Source organism: Streptomyces sp. NPDC088730, assembly GCF_044751215.1.
Classification (GTDB): domain Bacteria; phylum Actinomycetota; class Actinomycetes; order Streptomycetales; family Streptomycetaceae; genus Streptomyces.
Map to the genome: position 1 here is coordinate 491,803 of NZ_JBIVLK010000004.1, position 21,594 is coordinate 513,396.

The window sequence follows — 21,594 nt, forward strand, 5'->3', positions numbered from 1 at the left end:
GGGGAAGCCGGTCAGGCGGTGCGGGCGGCGAACGCGTGCACCAGCTCCTTGATCCGCCGGGCGTAGGTGTCCAGGTCGTCCAGGTGCACGAACTCGTCGGCGGTGTGGGCCCCGTTGGCGTCGAGCTGGCCCGGTCCGCAGGCCACCACATAGCGGCCGGGGCCCGGCGCCCAGATCGCGTCACAGGTGAACGCGGAGCCGTCGGCCAGTCCGTCGTGCCGGTGGAACCCGGCCTCGTCCAGGACGAGTTCGGCCTCCGCGTCCCGGTTGTTCAGGGTGGGCAGGCCCTGCTTCAGCCAGTCCAGGCGGACGATGCGGCGCCAGTCCTTCACCGTGCGGCGGCTGAACGGGTCGTGGGCGTGCAGATGCGCGAACTCGGTCCTGGCCTCCTCGATCAGCACCTCCAGCGAGGCGGCGAGCAGTTCGGCCTGCTCGGTGGCCGGGTAGGCGATGTTGAGCAGCAGCTGGCCGCCGCCGTAGACCCGGTTGTGCGCGGTGCCGGTGTGCAGTCCGGAGACGCAGAGCTTGGCTCCCATGCCGTGGGCGAGCGGGCCGAGCCGGCGGGCCAGGAAGTCCGCGAGGAAGCCCAGCAGCACGGTGGCGTTGTGGCCGTCGGCCGGGTGGTCGTCGGTGGAGTCCTGGCCGAGCACCGTGATCCGGGGGGTCATCGCGGCGGTGCAGCCGTCCATGAAGGTGTTGCCGGTGGGCTCCGCGAACACCATCAGCCGCCCGGTGAACCCGGCGTCGACCAGGGCGCGGGTGCCGTACGTGCCCATCGCGCCGCCCTCCTCGCCGGGCACCGAGGCGATCTGCACCTCGATCCGGCCGTCCAGCCCCGGGTCCTCCGCGAAGGCGGCGGCCACCCCGGCCGCGGCGGCGACCCCGGGGCCCTTGTCGTCGACGGCGCCCCGGCCGTACAGGATGCGCCCGTCCAGCCGGGGCGGCACGTGCGGGCCGACCGTGTCCACGTGGAAGTTGATGACCAGGCGGCGCTCCTGCGGCTGCGGGACCCCGTGGGCGACGACCACGGAGGGCTGCCCGGCCAGGAACGCGGGCAGGTCGCGGGCGGCCGCCTCCCGTACCGGGGCCGGCACCTCGGGGCGCTCCAGGAGTTCGGGCGCGGGCGCCCGGTGCAGTGCGGTGCGGAAGCCGCGCTCGGCGGCACCGGCCAGGAAGACCCGCTGCGCGCGGGCCGCCCCGTCCATCGGGCCGCCCTCCAGCGGCGAGACCGAGTCGACGGCCATCAGCTCGGTCAGCCACTCCAGGTCACCGGCGCCGAGGCCGCCGTGGGTGCGGGTGGTGCGGGCCGTCTCAGCCATGGTGGCTGCCCTCCCAGTACATGGGGCTGTCCGCGGATTCGATGAACGCGCGGCTGTCCGTGGTGCCGATGCCGAGCAGCGCGGTGCAGCGCCGGGTGTACTCCCGGTAGCCGTCGGCCAGTGCGGCGGGGTCGCCCGCCAGGCCGAGGTGCGGGATGCGGGCCAGGTGGGGTTCCAGGCTGTAGAAGCCCCGGTAGCCGTGGCGCTCCAGCAGAGCCACGCACTCCGCGACGTGGGCGGTGCCCTCGCCGGGCATCGTGAACTCGGCGTCCGTGCCGGTGCGGACGCCGTCCTTGATGTGCACGTGCTCCACCCACGGCAGCACGCCCCGCAGGAAGTCGAGCGAGTCGTAGCCGTAGGCGAGGCCGTTGCCGGTGTCGAACAGCAGCCGCAGCCGGGGGCTCGCGACCTCCTCCAGCATCCGCACGGTGTGCGCGGCGCTCTGCCCGGCCCAGCCCTGGCAGTTCTCGTGCAGCAGGGTCACGCCGAGCCGCTCGGCCTCGCGGGCCAGCGTCTTCATCCGGCGCAGCGACTCGGCGCGCCATTCGCGCTCCGGGCGGCCGTCGCCGGGGTAGGACATGACCCGCAGCCGGTCGCAGCCGAGCAGCGCGGCCGCCTTGGCGGAGCGTTCGAGGGCCGCCAGCTCCTCGTCCATGGGGGTGGCGACGGTGGTGGACCAGGAGCCCACCGGGGTGTCGACGACGGGCACCCGCAGACCCGCGACGATGGTGCGGCGGGCCAGGTCCGCGGCGTCGCCCGGGGCCAGCTCGTGCAGGCCGCGGCCGTCGACGGTGCGCAACTCGATGGCGTCCATGCCCAGTTCGTGGTGGATGGCCAGCTGGCCCGCCAGGTCGGGGGCTGCCTCGTCCCCGATCCCGCACAGCCGGTCCGCCGTGATGAAGAGGTCCTTCGCTGCCGGCATCTCGTTCAGCCCCCCGCCCGGCAGAAGCGGTTGACGGCGGCCACGACCCGCTCGGCCGCGCCCGGCGCCATGTCCGGGTGCAGGGGCAGCGCGAGGGACTCGCGGGAGAGCCGCTCGGCCACCGGGAAGTCACCGGTCCCGTGGCCGAGGTGGGCGAACGCGGGCTGGAGGTGCAGCGGGCGCGGGTAGTAGACGGCGGTCTCGATGCCCTCCTTCGCCAGCTGGGCGCGCAGTTCCCCGCGCTGCTGGGCGCGTACGACGTACGTGTAGACGGAGCGCTCCTCGAAACCGGCCGGCGGCGGCAGCAGTGCCGGGCCCAGCGGGCGCAGCCCCTCCTCGTAGATCGCGGCGATCTCGCGGCGGCGTTCCAGCAGCCGGTCCAGGTGCGGGAGTTTGCGGAGCAGGAAGCCGGCGGTGAGCTCGTCCATCCGGCAGTTGAAGCCGAGCAGCTCGTGGTAGAAGCGCTTGCCGGCGGGCTGGCCGTGGTTGCGCAGCATGCGTGCGGTGCGGGCGAGCCCGGGGTCGTCGGTGACGATCATCCCGGCGTCCCCGATGCCGCCCGCGGGCTTGGCCGGGAAGAAGGAGTACAGCCCGGCGTGCCCGTGCCGGCCCGCGGGCCTGCCGTCGACCGTGGCGCCCAGCGCGATCGCGCTGTCCTCGACCAGGTACAGCCCGCGCCGGGCGGCGAGTTCGGCGAAGGCGCCCATCTTCGGGGAGTTCGAGAACAGGTAGGCCGGGAGCAGCGCCCTGGTGCGCTCCGTGACGGCGGCCTCGGCGGCGGCCGGGTCGAGCAGGCCGGTCTCGTACTCGACGTCCGCGAAGACCGGGCGGGCGCCGCGCAGGGCCACGGTGGAGGCGGTGGAGACGAAGGAGAACGCGGGGGTGACCACCTCGTCGCCGTCGCCGAGGCCGAGCGCCGCCAGGATCACGCTCAGCGCGCCGGTGCCGCTGGCCACGGCGATGGCGTGGGCCGCTCCGGTGCGCGCGGCGATCTCCGACTCCAGGCGCTCGACCCGGGACTTCAGGATGAACTCGTCGCTCAGCGCGACCTCTCGGAAGACCTCCACGATGTCGTCGGCCCAGTCGGCCGAACGGGCGGGCCAGTCGAAGTAGGGGATGGCAGTGGTCACGATGCGGCTCCGTAGAAGGCGAGGATCAGGGCGGCGACGCGGTCGGCCTGCTCGTCGGTGAGGTCGGGGTAGAGCGGCAGCCCCAGGGCCCGGTCCGCGGCGGCGGCGGCGACCGGGACCGGGTGGCGGGCGCCCGGCAGCGGGGCCAGCAGCGGCTGGTCCGTGAGCGGGCGGGGGTAGTACGCCTCGGTGCCGACGCCGTTCGCTTCGAGGTGGGCGGCCAGCTCGTCCCGGCGGTCGCACTCGATGAGGTAGACGTAGTAGATCTGGTTGCTCGGGGTCTTGGCGGGCGCCATCCAGGGGGTGTCGACGGTGCCGGCCAGCGGCGCCAGCAGCCGGTCGTAGCGGGCGGCCAGCTCGGCGCGGCGCTCCGTCTCCTCGGTCAGCCGCTCCATGCGGTGCAGCAGGAACGCCGCGTGCAGTTCGTCGCAGCGGCTGTTGTAGCCGAGCTCCTGGTAGACGTAGGCGCCGTCGGTGGCGTACGCGCCGTCCGTGCCCTGGCCGTGCAGGCGCAGCCGCCGGGCGGCTGCGGCGATCTCGTCGTCGTCGGTGAGCAGCATCCCCGCGTCGCCGAGCGAGCCCAGCGTCTTGGTGGGGAAGAAGGAGAGCACGCCACCGCTGCCCCACAGGCCCGCGTGCACCCCGCCGGCCCACATGTCGATGCCCTCGGCGCTGTCCTCCAGCAGGATCAGTCCGTGCCGGTCCGCCAGGTCCTTGAGCACCTCCATGTCGGCCATCTGCGAGAACAGGTGCACCGGCATGATCGCCCTGGTCCGCTCGGTGATCGCGTCCTCGGCCCGCCTCGGGTCCATCGCGTAGCTGCCGGGCAGGACGTCCACCAGCACCGGCTGGGCGCCCACGTGCAGGACGGCGGAGGCGGTGGCGAAGAAGGTGTACGCGGGGACGATCACCTCGTCGCCGGGGCCGATGCCCGCCGCCCGGAGCAGGATCACCAGGGCGTCGGTCCCGTTGGCGACGGCCACCGCGTGCCGGGCGCCGGTGCGGGCGGCGATCGCCGCCTCCAGTTCGGCGGTGACCGGGCCGGAGGTGAACCGGCCGGAGGCGGCGACCTCGCGGATGCGGGCCTCCAGCCGGGGCCAGTCCCGGCGGACGGAGGCGGCGCCGCTGAAGAAGGGGATGGCGGTGGCGTCGCTCATCGGGTGGCCGCCTTGAGGGAGGAGATCAGCCCCGTGACGGCCTGCCGGCGGCCGGCCGCGTCCCTGGCCGCGCCGATCGCCTGGAGCAGCGCGCTGCCCACGATCACGCCGTCCGTCTTGCCGTGCAGGGCGGCGACGTGGTCCGGCCGGGAGATGCCGAACCCGACGGCCATCGGGGTGTCACCGGCCGCCCGCACCCGCTCCAGGTAGGCGTCGATGCCGGGGTCGAGCTCGGAGCGGACCCCGGTGACGCCGTTCGCCGCGAGGACGTAGAGGAAGCCCCGGGAGGCGGCGGCGGAGGCGGCCATCCGCTCCGGCGAGCTGCCGGGGGCGGTGAAGAAGGTCTGGCCGAGCTCGGTGGCCTCGGCCTGCGCCAGCCACTCGGCGCCCTCACCGACCGGCAGGTCGGGGACGACGAATCCGTCGGCGCCGGCCGACCTGGCGTCGTCGTACAGCTGGGTCAGGCCGTAGCGCAGGAACGGGTTGCAGTAGCCCATCAGCACGATCGGCGCCTCCACCCCGGCGGCCCGCGCCTCCGCGACCACGTCGAGGGTGGCGGCGGTGGTGGTGCCGGTGTCCAGGGCGGCCTGTCCGGTGGCCTGGATGACCGGGCCGTCACCGAGCGGGTCGGAGAACGGGACCCCGAGCTCGATCACGTCGGCGCCCGCGTCCACCGCGGCGGAGATCAGGCCCACGGTCTCGCCGAGCAGCGGGTAGCCGGAGGTGAGGTAGGCGACGAGGGTGGTCTCGTCCTTGGCCCGGTTGTCGGTGAAGGTCTGTTCGAGGCGTTTCATCGGGTGGTCTCCTCACGCTGCTTCAGGGCGGCCATGGCGGAGGTGAGGTCCTTGTCACCGCGGCCGGAGAGGTTGACGAGGATGGTGCTGCCGGGTGCGGACTCGCGGGCCACCTTCAGGGCGCCGGCCACCGCGTGCGCGGACTCCAGGGCCGGGAGGATGCCCTCCTGCGAGCTGAGCGCGGCGAAGGCGTCCAGCGCCTCGTTGTCGGAGGCCGCGATGTACTCGACCTTCCCGGTGTCCTTGTAGTGCGAGTGCTCGGGGCCGACGCCCGCGTAGTCGAGGCCCGGCGCGATGGAGTGGGTGAGCTGGATCTGCCCGTCGTCGTCCTGGAGCAGGTAGGTGCGGGTGCCCTGGAGGACGCCGGGGTCGCCGTAGAGCAGCGGGGCCGCGTGCCCGCCCTGGCCGCCCTTGCCCTCGCCCGCGGCCTGTACGCCGACGAGGCGGACCGGGTCGTCGAGGAAGGCGCCGAACATCCCGGCCGCGTTGGAGCCGCCGCCGACGCAGGCGACGACCGCGTCGGGCAGCCGGTCGTTCTCCTCCAGGAACTGGGCGCGGGCCTCGCGGCCGATGACCGACTGGAAGTTGCGCACGATGGTCGGGAAGGGGTGCGGGCCGACGACCGAGCCGAGCAGGTAGTGCGTGGTGTCGGGGCGGGCGATCCACTCGCGGATCGCCGCGTTGATGGCGTCCTTCAGGGTCGCCGTGCCGAGGTCGACCAGTTCGACGCGGGCGCCGAGCAGCTCCATCCGCTGCACGTTGGGGGCCTGCCGCTCGGCGTCGACCCGGCCCATGTAGATGGTGGCCTCAAGCCCGAGGTAGGCACAGGCGGCGGCCACGGCGACGCCGTGCTGGCCCGCGCCGGTCTCCGCGATGATCTGCTTCTTGCCGAGCCGGCGGGCGAGCAGGGCCTGCCCCACCGAGTTGTTGATCTTGTGGGCCCCGGTGTGGGTCAGGTCCTCCCGCTTGAGCCACAGCTTGACGCCGTTCTCGGTGGCGCCGAGCCGGTGCAGCTCGGTGATCGGGGTGGGCCGCCCGACGAACATCTTGAGCAGCCTGTCGAGCTCCGCGTTGAACTCCGGGTCGACCAGGGCCTTGTGGTACTCCTCCTCCAGTTCCTGCAGCGGGCCCACCAGGGTCTCCGCGACGAACTGTCCGCCGTACTCGCCGAATCGGCCGTTCACGAGGCCACCTCCAGAATCGGGACCCCGGTGAAGGACCGCAGCTGTGCGGCGGGGTCGGGGCTGCTGAGCAGGGATTCACCGATCAGCGCGGCGTCGAAGCCGTGCGCTGCGATGCGTTCGATGTCGGGGCGGCCGCCGAGGCCGCTCTCGCTGACGGTCAGCACGCCGCGCGGGATGTCGCGGCGGAGCCTGGCCGAGTTGTCCAGGTCCACGGAGAAGGTCTGCAGATCCCGGTTGTTGATGCCGATGATGCGGGCCCCGGAGAGCAGCGCCCGGTCCACCTCGTCCTGGGTGAAGGTCTCCACCAGTGCGTCGAGGCCGAGGCCGTGCGCGGTCTGCACCAGGTCGGTCAGCAGGGCGTCCCCGACGGCGCGGGCGATGATCAGGACGCCGTCGGCGCCGCTGTCGTGGGCCAGCCGCATCTGCCGGATGTCGACCATGAAGTCCTTGAACAGGACCGGGACGGTGACGTCCGGGTGCTCCGCGACGGTACGGACCAGCTCCGGCGAGCCGCCGAAGAAGGGCGTGTCACCGAGTACGGAGATGGCCGAGGCGCCTCCGTCGATGTACTTCCTGGCGAGGGGGACCGCCAGTCCGGGGTCGAGCAGCTGTCCCTTGGAGGGGGACTTCGGCTTGATCTCGGCGATGACCGAGACCTCGGGCCCGCCCAGTGCGGCGGCGAACCGGCCGGGTACGGCCGGCGTCCGGCGGCCCCGGGCCGCCGCGTCGGCTGCCGCCGGGCCGCTCCAGGCGGCGCGTTTGGCGGCGACTATCTCGTCGAGGTGCGTGGCCATCAGAGGCTCTCCCGGGTGATCGAGGTGCGGGCGGCGCGGGCTGCGGGCCCGGCCGGTGTGGGCTGGTGCGCGGCGAGCCGGGCGGCCAGTTCGGCCGGTGCTCCGCGCTGGACGGCGTGCCGGGCGAGGCCGAGCGCGGACGGCAGGTCGGGTGCCTGCCCGGCGAGGTGGAGCACGGCCGCCGCGTTCAGCAGCACCGTGTCGAGCAGCGGGCGGGGCGCCGTGCCGGCCAGGACCTGGCGGGCGAGGACCGCGTTGCGTGCCGGGCCACCGCCCGCCAGTTCGGCACGGCCCGCCGGGCGCAGCGGCAGCCCGGCCGGGTCCACGGTGGACTCGGTGACTTCGCCGCCGTCCACCTGGAGCACCCGTGCGGGGCCCCCGGTGGTCAGTTCGTCCATCCCGTCGTAGCCCTGGATGACCCAGGTCCGCCGGTAGCCGAGGAGTGCCGCGGCCTGTGCCATGACCTCCTGGTCCTGCCGGGTCGCGGTGCCGATGAGCCGGCCGGTCAGCGGGACGGGGTTGGCGAGCGGGCCGGACAGGTTGAACAGGGTGCGGAAGCCGAGCCGGCGGCGGACCGGCGCCAGTCGGCGCAGCGCCGGGTGGAGCGCCGGGGAGAAGAGGAACGCGAACCGGTGTCCGGCCAGCAGCTCCCCGATGCGCTCCCCGGGGTCGAGCTCGATGCCCAGGGCCTCCAGCAGGTCGGCGCTCCCGCACTGCGAGGTCGCCGCCCGGTTGCCGGCCTTGGCCACGGTCGCCCCGGCGGAGGCCGCCACCAGCGCGGCCAGCGTGGAGATGTTGACCGAGCCGCTGCCGTCACCACCGGTGCCGACCACATCGACCGCCGGGCCCGTCCAGCCGACCGGCCTGGCCACCGCGAGCACCGCCCGCACCGCCGCCGCCACCAGGACCGGGGTTGCCCCGCCCACCGCGACGGCGGTCAGGAAGGCCGCGGCCTCCACTTCGTCCGTCGTCTCGTCCAGCAGCTCCGCGACCGCGTCCTGGGCCGCCTGCGCGGAGACCGTCCGGCCCGCGACCGCGTCCCGGGTGACGGCGGGGAGCGCACGGCCGCCGAGCAGGGTGGCCGCCATCAGAGCACCGCCACATTGCTTGCCGCCTCAAGCTTGTTGTGGGTGTCCAGGACGACCGGCGGGATGCCCCACAGCAGGTCCTGCTCCAGACCGGGCACCGCGGTGACCATGACCGCGGCGTCCAGCTGCGCCAGCTCCGTGACCGCCCATTCGGCGGCGGCGACCGGCTCCCCGTCCACGACGAGGTCCGGGACCAGCGGGTCGTGGTAGGAGACGGTGGCCCCGGCGGCGCGCAGTCCGCGGATGACGTCCAGGGCGGGGGCGTTGCGCAGGTCGGCGACGCCGGACTTGTAACTGACGCCGACGACGAGGACCTTGGCGCCGCTCAGCGCGGCGCCGCGGTCCCCGATCAGCTCCGCCAGCCGCTCCACGACCTGGCCGGGCCGCTTCTCGACCCGGTCGAACGCGGCGGCCACCAGCTTCATGTCGGTGCCGGCCCGGTCCGCGGCCTCGCGCAGGAACAGCGGGTCTACCGGGATGCACTCACCGCCCACGCCGGGTCCGGGGTAGTGCGGGAGGAATCCGTAGGGCTTGGTGGAAGCGGCGTCGATCACCTCACGGACCGGTATGTCCAGCTGCCGGCACAGGTCGGAAAGCTCCAGCGTGAGACTGATGTTGACCAGCCGGAAGGTGTTCTCGAAGACCTTGGAGAGCTCGGCGACCTCCGTCCGCGAGACCGGCACCACCGTCTCGCAGACCAGTCCGAACAGGGCGGCGGCGCGGCGGGTGCACTCCTCGGTGAGACCGCCCACCACCTTCGGGGTGTTGCTGAGGTTCCAGCCACCGGTGTTGGCGGGGTCGACCCGCTCCGGGGCCATCGCCACGTGGAAGTCGGTGCCCGGCTCCAGGCCGGTGGACTCGGCAAGGGCCGCCGCCGCCGCGGCGGTGGTACCCGGCGGGACGGTGGACTGGAGGATCAGCAGCGTCCCCCGGCGCAGCAGCGGCGCCACCGAGTCCATCGCGGAGTTGACGTAATCCAGGTTGGCCTGCTGGTCACCGGTGACCGGGGTCGGGACGCAGACGATCAGTACGTCCGAGCCGGCCAGCTCTCCGGGCTCGGTGGTGGCGCTCAACTGCTGGCTCACCGCCGCGAGTTCGGCGTCGCTCACATCCGGCAGATAGGAACTGCCGCGCGCCACCCGGTCGACCCGCTCGGCGTCCGTGTCCAGCCCGCGGACCGGAAGGCCCGCCGTGGCGAAACCGAGACCGAGCGGGAGACCGGTGTAGCCGAGTCCGACGATTCCCACGCGCAGGGTACGGCTCTCGATCTTCTCGTCGAAGACCTGTGCGCCGTCCCGCCCGTGAATCGCGGGAGCGATTACGCCAGTCATTGCAACCATGGGATTCTCCCTCTGAGTGCTATAAATAAAGGCCGTTGGCGTGATCAATTAGGCCAGTGGGCCGGGGGGACCACCCAGACCACTGCGGGGGAGACGGAGCAGACCAGATGGCCTGGTACCTGTCAGTCCAAGTGGACCGAGACTCGGCTGTACCGCTCACCGCGCAACTGCAGAACGCCATCAAGAGCCGGGTCGAGGACCGGGTTCTGCACCCCGGATCCCGACTGCCTTCGAGCCGTCAACTCGCCCTGGACCTGGGGCTTTCGCGCAGTGTGGTGGTCGAGGCGTACGAGCAGCTGATCGCCGAGGGTTACCTCGACGCGGTCCGCGGCTCCGGCACCCACGTCGCGCGGAAACTGCCCGAGAGCGCCGGCGACACCTCGCTGCTGGATTCCCGTCCGGCGACAAGTGCCCGCTGGGACCTGCGGGTAGGCATCGCGAACCTGTCGAATTTCCCGCGCCAGGAGTGGCTCAACTCCTATACGAAGGTGCTCCAGAATGTCGGCCGGGAAGGCATGGACTACCCGCCGGTCGCCGGGATCGCGGAGTTGCGCAATGAACTCTCCGCCTATCTGGGCCGGGTGCGCTCGGTGCACACGGAGCCGGGGCAGGTGATGGTCACCGCGGGCTTCGCCCAGGGCCTCGCGCTGCTGGCCGACTCCTTCCAGCGGCTCGGCATCCATGAACTGGCCATCGAGGAGCCGGGGCACAACGGGCAGCGCCGGTTCATCCTGGACACCGGGATAACCCCGGTGGGGGTGCCGGTGGACGAGGAGGGCCTGATCGTCGAGGCGCTGGAGCGCTCGGGCGCCCGCGCGGTCCTGGTCACCCCCGCGCACCAGTTCCCGACCGGGGTCATGATGTCGCCGGAGCGCCGCCAACAGCTCCTGGCCTGGGCGCGGGCGCGGGACGGCTGGATCATCGAGGACGACTACGACGGCGAGTTCTGGTTCGACCGGGGGGCCAGGCCCACCGCGCTCCAGGAGGGCGACCCGGAGCGGGTGGTCTACGCGGGCACCACCAGCAAGGTCCTGGTGCCGGGCCTGCGGCTGGGCTGGCTGGCGATACCCCCGAAGCTGTACCCGCTGATGGAACGGGTCCGCTCCCGCCAGGACCAGGGCTCCGACACCCTCACCCAGCTGGCCTTCGCCGAGCTGATGCGCAGCGGGCTGCTGGACCGGCACCTGCGCCGGGTCCGCTCCCGCTACCGCTCCCGCCGCGAGGCGCTGGCGGCGGCCGTTCACGAGTCGCTGCCCGAGGCCCGGCTGATCGGCTGCGCGGCCGGACTGCACAGCTACGCCGTACTGCCCCCCGGCACCGACGAGGCGGCCGTGGTGCACGGCGCCCAGCGCCGCTCGGTCCTGGTCCGCAGCGGCCGGCAGTTCCGGTTCAGCGGGATGCCCGGCGCGCCGGGCCTGCTCCTGGGGTACGGCTCGCTGCCCCTGACGGGCATCTCGGACGCCATCGAGGCGATCGGCGACTCCTACCGCGAGGCCGCCCGGGGCTGAGGCCACCGCGAGGCCGCCAGCGGCTGAGCGGCCCGAGAGCCGCCGCTACCGCTACCGCATCGAGCGGCCGCGCGGGGCGGCGATCAGCTTCTGGGCCAGCGCCTTGTTCACCGCGTCGATGCGCGAGACCGCTTCCAACTTGTCGAAGATATTGCGCAGATGACGCTTGACGGTGCCTTCTGTGATGCCGAGCCGGGCCGCGATCTGCCGGTTGCTCATGGCCTCCGCGACGCACGTCAGCACCTCGCGCTCGCGCGGCGAGACCGGTCCGGCGTCCTGCTCCTGGGTCTGGTAGCCACCCGAGGTGTAGCCCGAGCGCGGCACCAGGATGGTGATCTGGTCGTCCTCCCGCGCCGCGTTGCGCACCGCGCTGAGCAGCGCCGCACGCGACACGCTCTTGTGCAGATAGCCCCGGGCGCCCAGCTGCAGCAGTTCGTGCACGAGCGGCTGGTCGTCGTACATGGTGAGGATGATGATGCGCAGGCTCGGGAAGCGCTCCAGGAGCCCGCGTACGGCGGCCCTGGGGTGGTGGTCCGGCATCTCCACGTCGAGCAGCACCACGTGCGGCTGGTGGCGCTCCACCAGCTCGACGAGGCCCCGTCCGCTGCTCGCCTCGGCCACGACCTGGAGGTCGTCCTCCGCGTTGAGCAGTTCGGCCAGCGCGGTGCGCAGCAGGGTGTGGTCGTCGGCCGCGAGGATGCGGATCAGTTCAGGTCGCGCGTTCAACGGAATCACCTGGGAGGTCCATCAGGGGGATCGTGATCGTGACCCGGGTGCCGACGGCATCGGGAGCGCTGGTGAACAGGATGGTCCCGCCCAGGAGTTCGACCCGTTCGGTGGCCGAGGCGATGCCGTTGGCCTTGCCCGCGACGGCGACCGCCGAGACGTCGAACCCCCGGCCGTCGTCCTCGATCAGGGCCTGCAGTTTGTACGGGGCGATGTCGATCGCCGCGAGCACGTGCTCGGCATCCGCGTGGGCCAGTGAGTTGCGCAGGCACTCCCGCACCACGAGGAACACCTCGTCGAGCACGTCCTGCGGGGCCCACTCCTCGCTGCCGTTGACCTGGATGCGCACCTTGGAGGGGGTGATCTCCATCGACTCCAGGAACGCGGTGAACGCCGACTCCAGCGTGCCCTCGCGGTCGGCCCGGCGCAGCTGGGTGACCAGGTCGCGGATGATCCCGAGCGATTCGGTGAGGGTGTCCTTGACGGAGCCGATCCGGGCGGCGACCTCCTCCGGTCTGGACTCCCAGGTCAGTTCGTGCAGCTCTATCCGGCGCAGGGCCAGGCTGACGTGGTTGCCCAGGTGGTCGTGGATCTCGCGGGCGAGCTGCCGCTGGGTGGCGGCGTTGACCTCGCGCACGGTGTTCAGCAGGTAGGTGTCGTGCCCCAGCGCGCCGGCCTCCAGCCTTCTGCCGATCCCCCGTTGCAGGGTGCGCACCCCGGCCTGGAACCCGTCGAACGCGGAGGGCGAGTTCACCATGGCCTTGCCGAGGGCGTCGAAGACGATGTCGAAGAGAAGCAGCCCGGCCCGGATGGAGTGCACCGCGTCGATGCCCTGGGTGGCGCGCTGCACCCCCAGGCCCGCGACCTGCTGGATCAGCGTGTCCCGCACGTCGGACCGGCCGTGCTGCAGGCTGTCCGCGCAGTCCCGGATGATCCGCTCGGCCTGCAGCGCGCACGTATGCCAGGCGCCCTCATTCGCGACCAAGGGGCTTTTGATCTCTTCGAGCCGGCCCCGGTAGTCGGACAGTAATTCCGGAGTCCGAGACAGAAGTTGTTCGGCTGTGTCGGATTCAATAAAACCTGAATGCATCATTAAAGAGCCCCCACCCTCACCAGAAACCGACCCTCGGATCATCATCGTACGGTTACGGCATGTCAACATGGCTCCTCCCGTCCCACATCCCGGACTCACTCTTCCGGCGGCCATGAGAATGCGCTTACTTCGGCCCCGGGGATCGCCGTAGCGACGGATCCTACGTATCCGTCGGGGCAGTTCACCGGGTGTACGTACCACTCGACCGGATCGCCGGAACGGTGCGCGCGACGCAGCCCGTCCGTTCCCGGCTCGCCGACGGAGACGGGGGTACGGAGTCCGGTACCGGCCGCTTTGCCCACAGCTTCGATCGCCGTCCACATTCGGAATCCGGTTATCCGTTCTTTTTTGCCCACCTCGGGCACCCGACGCCAGTCGAATACCGGGCGGACCCGCTCGACGTCCACCCCGACCGGACCCGGCGGCCCCGTCACACCCACCAGGGCGGCCGCCCCGGAGTGCGACAGGCTGAACCCGAGGTCCGGCCAGGGCCCGTCCACGAGCACCGGCCGGCCGCGGCCGCAGTCGCCGCACACCTCCGGCTCCGGGCAGCGCCGGGTGAATCGCGGCAGGTCCGGAGGGACGCCGAGATACCCGGCGAGCACGGCGCGCAGGGCGAGATGCGCGCGGCGGTAGCGCCACCGCGCCACGGGGTGCCGAATCCGCTCCGCACGGGCGCGTTCGGCCAGGTCGAGGACCGTGTCCGCGCCATCGGGCGGGACCCGGTCCAGGGAGACGGACCAGACATGGATCTCGTCCGGCGCGAGAACCGCGCGAGCCGGACTCAAGGACAGGGGCGTAAGGGTATGCATGACGGCTTCCCGGGGTCGGAAATGGACCAGGGCTGCCAACGGCCCGTTACGGGAAGCGGGGTGCCGGAAAGGACGGCGCCCGCCTGCTCACCAGCGAAGCGCGGGGGCGGGGCGGGCGGGGGGTCCACTTCGGCGGTGGTCCGGCGTACCAGAAGGGCGCAGGCCCGGCCCGCTCCGGGGAGAACGGGACACCGGGCGCGGGGTGCGGGACCTGGGGTTATTCGGAATCCGACCCGCCGGTCTTGCGTGCCTCTTTAGTGGTAGCCATGGCTCATTTGCGGAACAGTCAGGGCGGACCGCTAATGCCTAGGCTCCTGGACATGCCTACGGCGACGATACGGCCACTGCCTGTGACTGCACCCAGTGGCCCGAAGCACGGAATTCCTCGAACTCCTCAGGCTCCTCGAATTACTCGGACAAGCCGGATCGCCCGGACTTCCCGCACCCTTCGGCTCTGCATCGAAGAATCGCGCCCCGCCGTCCTGGCGGCATTTCAGCTCCGCTATCTCGCCGGAACAGCCCTGGCGATCGCATCGAGTCCGGAGATCGGCAGCAGGTCCGTGCTCCAGGCGGTATTCGGTTCCGTGGCCTGGTTCGGCGCCATCTTCTACACCTACCTCTACAACGGGTGCATGGACTACCGGGAGGACCGGGTCAACGGCTCGGCCCGGCCGATAGCGAGCGGCCGGCTGTCCCGCCGGACCGCGCTGGCCGTGGCACGCTGCTCGGCCGCCGCCGCACTGCTGTTCGCCGCGGGCGCCGGCCTCGGCCCGCTGGTGCTGTGCACGGCCATGCTGCTCCTCGGGCACGCCTACTCCTCGCCGCGCACCGCCTGGAAGAACCGGACACCGGCCGTGATGGGCGTGGTGTTCGTGTCCGGGCTGCTCACCTACGCCGCCGGCCCGCTCACCCTCGGCGTCCCGCCGCAGTCCCCGGCGCTGCTCCTGACGGCCCTCGCCATGTCCCTGTGGATGGCGCTGGTCGGGGCGGTGGCCAAGGACTTCTCCGACATCGCGGGCGACGCCGCGGCGGGCCGCCGGACATGGGCGGTCGCGCTGGGCGAACGCCGCACCCGGATCCTGGTCGCGCTGGGCGCCTGCACCGTCGGCGGCGGCTTCCTCGCCGGAGCGCTGCGCTGGGCCCCGGAGCAGCTGCCGACCGCGTGCGTGGTCCTGGTGGGCGGGCTCGCGCTGTCCGCCGTGACGCTCGCGGGCCGCGCCACCGACAGCCGCCACGTACGGCGGCGCCCTTACCGCTACTTCATGGTCACGCAGCACTGCGCGCATCTGGCGCTGCTCGCCCAGGCCCTCGCCTGACCGGCGCGGCCGCCCCGGCCATTCGGCCCAACATCCGCTCCTGCCCCGGAAACACAAAGGAACACCGCCCCCGTTCCAAAGGCACATTCACCCACCACTCAAGTGCAACGTACCGGCTGTACAGGGTGGTTGAGGTGATTTCATCACCGGAGAAAGCAACGGACCGCAAAAATGCGGCCCGGACCGCGGACTCCGGGAATGAAAGTGTCGCTGACGCCGGTGGAGAAATACTCGCGTAACGGTGGAGCGGAACGCGCTCCTCACCGTGTGTCAGCACCACGCCCCGGCCGCAGGAAGGAGACGGAAGACGATGACGAGCACCCGACTGGCACTCACATTCCCCGGCCAGGGAGCCCAGCGTCCCGGTATGGGCCTGCCCTGGACCCACACCCCCGGCTGGTCAGTGGTGGCGGAGGTCTCCGAGGCCGCGGGCCGGGACATCGAGACCCTGCTGCTGGACGCCGACGCGGCGACGCTGCGGCGGACCGACAACGCCCAGCTGACCACCTTCACCCTGGCGCTGGTCGCCATGACGGAACTGCGCCGCCAGCACCCCCTGGCCACCTTCCCCGGCGCCTGTGCCGGACACAGCCTGGGCGAGTACGCCGCGCTCGTCGCCGCCGGAATCCTGGACCCGCAGGACGCGGTGCGCCTGATCATGGCGCGCGGAGACGCGATGCGGACGGCCTGCGAACGCGAACGGGGCACGATGGCCGCGGTCCTCGGCCTGGACACCGACCGGGTCCAGCAGGTGGTCGACGAGATCCACGCGACGGGCGGGCAGGTGTGGCTGGCCAACCTCAACTCCCCGCAGCAGACGGTCATCGCGGGCCGGACGGCCGACGTGGAGCGCTGCTCACTGGCGGCGCGGCGGGCCGGGGCGGTGAAGGTGGTGGCGCTGACGGTCGACGGCGCCTTCCACACCCCGCTGATGGCCGGGGCGGTCGAGCCGTTCACGGCCGCCCTGGCCACGGCCCGCTTCATGCCCGGCCATTCCGCGGTCGTCGCCAACGTGGACGCCCGCGCCTACCGGGGCGGCCCGCACTGGGCGGAGCTGCTGCGCCGTCAGCTCACGGCACCGGTCCGCTGGTCGGACACGCTCCACACGCTCACCGCCGAGCTGGCCTGCGACCGCCTCATGGAGATCGGTCCGGGCCGGACCCTGACGGGCCTGGCCAAGGCCACCGTCCCCCGGGTGCCCCGCGACACGTTCTCGGACCCGAGGACCTCCCTGGTCCCCACCCCCGCCGGCTGAGGACAGCCCTGGGAACAGCCGGGTGACGGCGAAGGGCCGCCGGGAACCGCTGCTGCGGTTCCCGGCGGCCCTTCGCGGCGTCCGGTCAGCCGCCGAGCAGCGCGCGCACCCGGTCCGCCCCGACCGCGAGCAGCAGCGTGGGCAGCCGCGGGCCGGTGTCCCGGCTGACGAGCAGCCGGTACAGCAGCGCGAAGAACGAGCGCTGCGCGATCTTCAGCTCGGGCGTCGGCTTGGCGTCGGGCTCCAGGCCGGCCAGCGTCTTCGGCACGCCGTAGACGAGCGTGGTCAGCCCGTCGAGCGACCAGTGCGAGTCGAGCCCGTCCAGCAGCAGCCGCAGCGACGCGCGGCCCTCGTCGTCGAGCGAGCCGAGCAGCTCCTTGTCCGGCTGGTCCCGGACGATGGTGCGGGCCTCGGCCGGGACCTGGGTGGTGATCCAGTTCTCGGCGCGGTCCAGCCGGGGCCTGACCTCGTCCAGCGAGGTCAGCGGGGACGAGGGGTCCAGCTCGCTGAGGATGCGCAGCGTCTGGTCCTCCGCCCCGGCGGTGATGTCCGCGACCGAGGCGAGGGTGCGGTACGGCAGCGGGTGCGGGGTGCGCTCCAGCTCACCGGCGGCCGTCCCGATCGCGCGGGCGTGCGCCGCGGCGTCGGCCGGCAGCACGGAGCCGTCGGCGACCTTGCGCTCCAGCGAGTCCCACTCGTCGTAGAGCCGCTGGATCTCCTGGTCGAAGGCGATCTTGAAGGACTGGTTGGGCCTGCGGCGCGCGTACAGCCAGCGCAGCAGCGGCGCCTCCATGATCTTCAGCGCGTCGGCCGGGGTCGGCACGCCGCCCTTGGAGGAGGACATCTTCGCCATGCCGGAGATCCCGACGAACGCGTACATCGGTCCGATCGGCTGCACCCCGTCGAAGATCTCGCGGACGATCTGCCCGCCGACGACGAACGAGGAGCCGGGCGAGGAGTGGTCGACGCCGCTCGGCTCGAAGATCACGCCCTCGAACGCCCAGCGCATCGGCCAGTCGACCTTCCAGACCAGCTTGCCCCGGTTGAACTCCTTCAGCCGGACCGTCTCGGCGAAGCCGCAGGCCGAGCAGGTGTAGTTCAGCTCGGTGCTCTCGTCGTCGTACGACGTGACCGTGGTCAGGTCCTTCTCGCAGTTGCCGCAGTAGGGCTTGTACGGGAAGTAGCCGGCCGAGCCGCCGCTGCCGTCGTCCTCGCTCGCGGCGCCGGAGCCCGCCTCCGCCTCCAGCTCCGCCTCGTCGGCCTTCTTCTGCTGCGGCTTCCTGCCCTTGGCTCCCGCCGCCCCGTCCTTCTTGGTGCGGTAGCGGTCCAGGACGGCGTCGATGTCCGCGCGGTGCCGCATCGCGTGCAGGATCTGCTCGCGGTACGTCCCCGCCAGGTACTGCTCCGTCTGGCTGATTCCGTCGTACTCCACGCCCAGCTCGTCCATCGACGCCAGCATGGCGGCCTTGAAGTGCTCGGCCCAGTTCGGATACGCGGAACCGGCCGGGGCGGGCACCGAGGTCAGCGGCTTGCCGATGTGCTCGGCCCACGACTCGTCGATCCCCGGGACACCGTTCGGCACCTTGCGGTACCGGTCGTAGTCGTCCCAGGAGATCAGGTGCCGGACGGTGTACCCGCGGCGGCGGATCTCGTCGGCGACCAGGTGCGGGGTCATCACCTCGCGGAGGTTGCCCAGGTGGATCGGGCCCGACGGGGAGAGGCCGGAGGCGACGACGACCGGTTTGCCAGGCGCACGACGCTCCGATTCGGCGATGACCTCGTCCGCGAAGCGGGAGACCCAGTCGGTCTCGGTGCTGCTCTGACTCTGAGCCACGGTCGGCACGTCCTTCTCTCTTGTAGGACTCGTAGGGGCAGCGGCCATTCTCCCAGGTACCGCCCACAGCGCGAAAACGGCTTTGCACACCGTGGGATACTTGACGTCATCCCTTGTACTCCTACGGAAACGGCAGCCATCCCATGGCCTCGGTCCATTCCCTCGCTTCCACGCTCCAGCAGCAGCTGGCGGACGCCCTGACGGCAGCCCTGCCGGATGCCGGTACCGCGGACCCGCTGCTGCGCCGAAGCGACCGGGCCGACTTCCAGGCCAACGGCATCCTGGCGCTCGCCAAGAAGCTCAAGGGCAACCCGCGCGAGCTGGCCGCCCAGGTCACGGCCGCCCTCCCGGCGAGCGAGCTGATCAAGGACATCGAGGTCTCCGGACCCGGCTTCCTGAACATCACGCTCTCCGACAGGGCGATCATCGAGACCCTCGCCGCCCGTGCCGCGGACGGCGAGGACCGGCTCGGCGTGCCGTACAACAGCGCCGCGGGCACCACCGTCATCGACTACGCCCAGCCGAACGTGGCCAAGGAGATGCACGTCGGTCACCTGCGGTCCGCCGTGATCGGTGACGCGATGGTGCAGATCCTGGAGTTCACCGGCGAGTCCGTCGTCCGGCGCCACCACATCGGTGACTGGGGCACCCAGTTCGGCATGCTCATCCAGTACCTGATCGAGCACCCGCACGAGCTGGACCACAAGGACGACGAGGCCGGCAAGGCCGACGGCGAAGCCGCCATGTCGTCCCTGAACCGGCTCTACAAGGCGTCCCGGGCGCTCTTCGACTCCGACGAGGAGTTCAAGGCGCGCTCGCGGGACCGGGTGGTCGCGCTCCAGGCCGGTGAGCCGGAGACGCTCGCCATGTGGCAGCGGTTCGTCGACGAGTCGAAGATCTACTTCTACTCGGTCTTCGACAAGCTCGACATGGAGATCAGCGACCCGGACATCGTCGGTGAGTCCGGCTACAACGACATGCTGGAGGAGACCTGCCGGATCCTGGAGGAGACGGGCGTCGCCGTCCGCTCCGAGGGTGCGCTCTGCGTCTTCTTCGACGACGTGCTGGGCCCGGACGGCAACCAGGTCCCGCTGATCGTCAAGAAGACGAACGGCGGCTACGGCTACGCGGCGACCGACCTCTCCGCGATCCGCGACCGGGTGCAGAACCTCAAGGCGGACAGCCTGCTGTACGTGGTGGACGTGCGGCAGTCCCTGCACTTCAAGATGGTCTTCGAGACGGCCCGCAGGGCGGGCTGGCTGAGCGACGGCGTCAAGGCGCACCAGCTGGCGTTCGGCACCATCCTCGGCAAGGACGGCAAGCCGTTCAAGACCCGTGAGGGCGTCACGGTCAAGCTGGAGGACCTCCTCGACGAGGCGGTCGAGCGGGCGACGGCCGTGGTCCGGGAGAAGGCCGAGAAGGTCGGCCTGTCGGAGGAGGAGATCACCGAGAACGGCCGGTACGTCGGCATCGGCGCCGTGAAGTACGCGGACCTGTCGACCTCCGCCGTGCGGGACTACAAGTTCGACCTGGACCAGATGGTGGCGCTGCACGGCGACACGTCGGTCTACCTCCAGTACGCGTACGCCCGTATCCGGTCGATCCTGCGCAATGCCGGCGAGGCGAAGCCGGTCGCGCACCCGGAGCTGGAGCTGGCCCCGGCCGAGCGGGCCCTCGGTCTGCACCTGGACCAGTTCGGCGAGGTGCTGTCCGAGGTCGCGGCGGGCTACGAGCCGCACAAGCTGGCCGCGTACCTCTACCAGCTGGCCTCGCTCTACACGACGTTCTACGACCAGTGCCACGTACTGAGCAAGGACAACCCGGCCGAGGTCGTGGAGAACCGGCTGTTCCTCTGCGACATCACCGCCCGCACGCTGCACCGGGGCATGGCGCTGCTCGGCATCAGGACCCCCGAGCGGCTCTGAGCGCCACCCGTTCCGCACGGGGCCGCTGACACCTCCTGACCCGGAGTGCTGTCAGCGGCCCTTCGCGCGTCCGGCCGGGCACGGTCCCGGCACGGTGATGCCTCAGGAGGGCGAGACCCCCGCCGCCGTGACGTCGGCGCCGATGTCGCACCAGGTGGTGGACGTCCCACCGGACACCGCGCGGTTGCCGAAGTGCCGGTAGGTGCCGTACCCGGCCTTGTAACAGTCGATGAAGCCGGTGAACGCGCCGCCCGTACAGCTGACGGAGGCTCCGTGATGTCCCGCGCTCCCGGTCAGGAGCCTGGGGGTGCTGCAGGAAAGCCCGGCCGGGGCCGCTCCGGCGGACGGGGCCAGGCCCAGCAGCCCCCCGGCGGCCAGCGCGAGGGATGCGGCGACAGCTGCGACGCGGTGGTGACTACGCACGTTCGTCTCCTCTGAGGATCGGGAAGAAGCGATCGGTCCGATGCAGCGTGATCGACTTCCGGACCGGTCCACCAGACCGTCCGAACCAAGTGGCCGAAAAGCGTCATACCGACCCAGTCGGGACGGAACGAGCCCCGGCGGGGACCGGTGCCGGCGGAGACGGCCGGAGGCCCCGGCCGGGGCGACGCCACGGGCGGTCGCCGAAGCCCCGGACACACAGAAGGGGCGACGGGCGGTCAGCCGAAAATCGATTACGGACAGTTATTCGACGGGGGCGCACTCACCGCGCAGAGTCACCACTGCCGTACCACCGGGCCGGCACGCGTGCTACTCCGGCCGCCCCAGCGCCCACCCGGACACATCGGACAGCCGCCCGCGCCACAGCGGCAGCCGCAGCGGAGCCGTACCGCCGAACACCAGAGTGGCGTCGCGCAGATGAATCCACCGGGGCAGCTGCTGACTGTCCTCGCCGCCGCGGAGCTCCTGGATGCCCTGGTCCACCGTCTCGGGGAACGCCGCGATGAGGTTGGCGCCCTCGCCCTCGACCTGCCGCAGACTCCTGGACCACTCGGCCTTCCAGGCCTCGTGCCCGATCACGTCACCGTGCAGCACACCGGCCGGGATGGTCAGCGTGAGCGGCAGACCGGAGCGTGTCTCCCGGTCGAGGAGCTGGATCAGCAGCTGGAGCTGGAGATCGGGCACCGCCTCGGTGATCACCGCGGTCGAGTCCGGTGCGAGACCGACGGACTCGTTCATGGGCTTGTTCCCTTCGCCGCACTGTCTGGTCCAGCTCACCTGCCCCGAGGAACCCGCCGCACGCCTCGGAACGGACCACCACCCGTACGAGCCAATTTCGGATATCCCGCGACAGCTCGGGTACATGCAGCGAGGACCGGCCACCGCGCCATTTCCTCAGGGGTGAACCACATGACCGCACAAGGCATCGCGCCCGAACTCCCCGAACTCTCCGCCGA

The 21,594-nt window shown here is 71.8% G+C and carries 19 protein-coding genes; 4 read left to right on the plus strand and 15 right to left on the minus strand.

Annotation, left to right across the window (positions count from 1 at the left end; all coding sequences use genetic code 11):
• Nucleotides 1-11: 11 nt before the first annotated feature.
• Genes ACIP89_RS17195 through ACIP89_RS17235 form a run of 9 tightly spaced genes read right to left on the minus strand, consistent with a single transcriptional unit; the run spans nucleotide 12 to nucleotide 9,719 of the window.
• Complete coding sequence (locus ACIP89_RS17195; protein WP_402115505.1) at nucleotides 12-1,319, minus strand: M20/M25/M40 family metallo-hydrolase; 1,308 nt, start codon at nucleotides 1,317-1,319, stop codon at nucleotides 12-14.
• Nucleotides 1,312-2,241, minus strand: coding sequence for a sugar phosphate isomerase/epimerase family protein (locus ACIP89_RS17200; protein WP_401927467.1), 930 nt, complete (start codon nucleotides 2,239-2,241; stop codon nucleotides 1,312-1,314). The genes ACIP89_RS17195 and ACIP89_RS17200 overlap by 8 nt, the downstream gene beginning before the upstream one ends.
• A 5-nt stretch (nucleotides 2,242-2,246) precedes the next feature.
• Nucleotides 2,247-3,371 (minus strand): DegT/DnrJ/EryC1/StrS family aminotransferase, encoded by a 1,125-nt coding sequence (locus tag ACIP89_RS17205; protein ID WP_402115507.1) that lies wholly within the window; start codon nucleotides 3,369-3,371, stop codon nucleotides 2,247-2,249.
• Nucleotides 3,368-4,528: a DegT/DnrJ/EryC1/StrS family aminotransferase gene (locus tag ACIP89_RS17210; protein ID WP_402115508.1), complete on the minus strand. Its 1,161-nt coding sequence runs from the start codon at nucleotides 4,526-4,528 to the stop codon at nucleotides 3,368-3,370. Before ACIP89_RS17210 ends, ACIP89_RS17205 begins: the two co-directional genes overlap by 4 nt.
• Nucleotides 4,525-5,322 (minus strand): tryptophan synthase subunit alpha, encoded by a 798-nt coding sequence (gene trpA, locus ACIP89_RS17215; protein WP_401932288.1) that lies wholly within the window; start codon nucleotides 5,320-5,322, stop codon nucleotides 4,525-4,527. Before trpA ends, ACIP89_RS17210 begins: the two co-directional genes overlap by 4 nt.
• Entirely contained in the window at nucleotides 5,319-6,506 is a 1,188-nt protein-coding gene (trpB, locus tag ACIP89_RS17220; RefSeq protein ID WP_401927478.1) for a tryptophan synthase subunit beta, read from the minus strand. Before trpB ends, trpA begins: the two co-directional genes overlap by 4 nt.
• Nucleotides 6,503-7,300, minus strand: a complete 798-nt coding sequence (locus tag ACIP89_RS17225; protein WP_401927481.1) for an indole-3-glycerol phosphate synthase TrpC — start codon at nucleotides 7,298-7,300, stop codon at nucleotides 6,503-6,505. Before ACIP89_RS17225 ends, trpB begins: the two co-directional genes overlap by 4 nt.
• Nucleotides 7,300-8,388, minus strand: a complete 1,089-nt coding sequence (trpD, locus tag ACIP89_RS17230; protein ID WP_401927483.1) for an anthranilate phosphoribosyltransferase — start codon at nucleotides 8,386-8,388, stop codon at nucleotides 7,300-7,302. The genes ACIP89_RS17225 and trpD overlap by 1 nt, the downstream gene beginning before the upstream one ends.
• On the minus strand, nucleotides 8,388-9,719 hold the full coding sequence (locus ACIP89_RS17235) for a nucleotide sugar dehydrogenase (protein ID WP_401927486.1): 1,332 nt from the start codon (nucleotides 9,717-9,719) through the stop codon (nucleotides 8,388-8,390). The genes trpD and ACIP89_RS17235 overlap by 1 nt, the downstream gene beginning before the upstream one ends.
• Before the next feature lie 116 nt (nucleotides 9,720-9,835).
• Here ACIP89_RS17235 and ACIP89_RS17240 point away from each other — a divergent pair, with 116 nt between their 5' ends.
• The gene (locus tag ACIP89_RS17240; protein WP_401927489.1) at nucleotides 9,836-11,236 is read left to right on the plus strand and encodes a PLP-dependent aminotransferase family protein; all 1,401 of its coding nucleotides are present in this window, start codon (nucleotides 9,836-9,838) and stop codon (nucleotides 11,234-11,236) included.
• Between the two features lie 51 nt (nucleotides 11,237-11,287).
• Here the strand turns inward: ACIP89_RS17240 and ACIP89_RS17245 are convergent, their stop codons facing one another.
• From ACIP89_RS17245 to ACIP89_RS17255, 3 genes are all read right to left on the minus strand, one after another.
• Nucleotides 11,288-11,962, minus strand: coding sequence for a response regulator transcription factor (locus ACIP89_RS17245; protein ID WP_073737121.1), 675 nt, complete (start codon nucleotides 11,960-11,962; stop codon nucleotides 11,288-11,290).
• Nucleotides 11,946-12,947: a sensor histidine kinase gene (locus tag ACIP89_RS17250; protein WP_401927491.1), complete on the minus strand. Its 1,002-nt coding sequence runs from the start codon at nucleotides 12,945-12,947 to the stop codon at nucleotides 11,946-11,948. The genes ACIP89_RS17245 and ACIP89_RS17250 overlap by 17 nt, the downstream gene beginning before the upstream one ends.
• 203 nt (nucleotides 12,948-13,150) lie before the next feature.
• Nucleotides 13,151-13,843, minus strand: a complete 693-nt coding sequence (locus ACIP89_RS17255; RefSeq protein WP_402115510.1) for a 4'-phosphopantetheinyl transferase family protein — start codon at nucleotides 13,841-13,843, stop codon at nucleotides 13,151-13,153.
• A 344-nt stretch (nucleotides 13,844-14,187) separates the two neighbouring features.
• Here ACIP89_RS17255 and ACIP89_RS17260 point away from each other — a divergent pair, with 344 nt between their 5' ends.
• Nucleotides 14,188-15,183 carry a UbiA family prenyltransferase gene (locus ACIP89_RS17260; RefSeq protein WP_401932296.1) on the plus strand — a complete coding sequence of 332 codons (996 nt, stop codon included), beginning with the start codon at nucleotides 14,188-14,190 and terminating at the stop codon, nucleotides 15,181-15,183.
• 310 nt (nucleotides 15,184-15,493) lie between these two features.
• A complete protein-coding gene (locus ACIP89_RS17265; protein ID WP_401932297.1) occupies nucleotides 15,494-16,438 on the plus strand; it encodes an ACP S-malonyltransferase in 945 nt (314 codons plus the stop codon).
• Between the two features lie 85 nt (nucleotides 16,439-16,523).
• On the opposite strand, the gene lysS is transcribed toward ACIP89_RS17265, so the two are convergent.
• Nucleotides 16,524-18,281, minus strand: a complete 1,758-nt coding sequence (lysS, locus tag ACIP89_RS17270; protein ID WP_402115512.1) for a lysine--tRNA ligase — start codon at nucleotides 18,279-18,281, stop codon at nucleotides 16,524-16,526.
• A 134-nt stretch (nucleotides 18,282-18,415) separates the two neighbouring features.
• Between lysS and argS the strand changes: the two genes are divergently transcribed.
• Nucleotides 18,416-20,197 carry an arginine--tRNA ligase gene (argS, locus tag ACIP89_RS17275; protein WP_402115513.1) on the plus strand — a complete coding sequence of 594 codons (1,782 nt, stop codon included), beginning with the start codon at nucleotides 18,416-18,418 and terminating at the stop codon, nucleotides 20,195-20,197.
• Nucleotides 20,198-20,299: 102 nt separating this feature from the next.
• On the opposite strand, the gene ACIP89_RS17280 is transcribed toward argS, so the two are convergent.
• Nucleotides 20,300-20,620 carry a hypothetical protein gene (locus tag ACIP89_RS17280; RefSeq protein WP_401927506.1) on the minus strand — a complete coding sequence of 107 codons (321 nt, stop codon included), beginning with the start codon at nucleotides 20,618-20,620 and terminating at the stop codon, nucleotides 20,300-20,302.
• 327 nt (nucleotides 20,621-20,947) lie between these two features.
• Nucleotides 20,948-21,376: a hypothetical protein gene (locus tag ACIP89_RS17285; protein WP_401927508.1), complete on the minus strand. Its 429-nt coding sequence runs from the start codon at nucleotides 21,374-21,376 to the stop codon at nucleotides 20,948-20,950.
• Nucleotides 21,377-21,594: the final 218 nt, after the last annotated feature.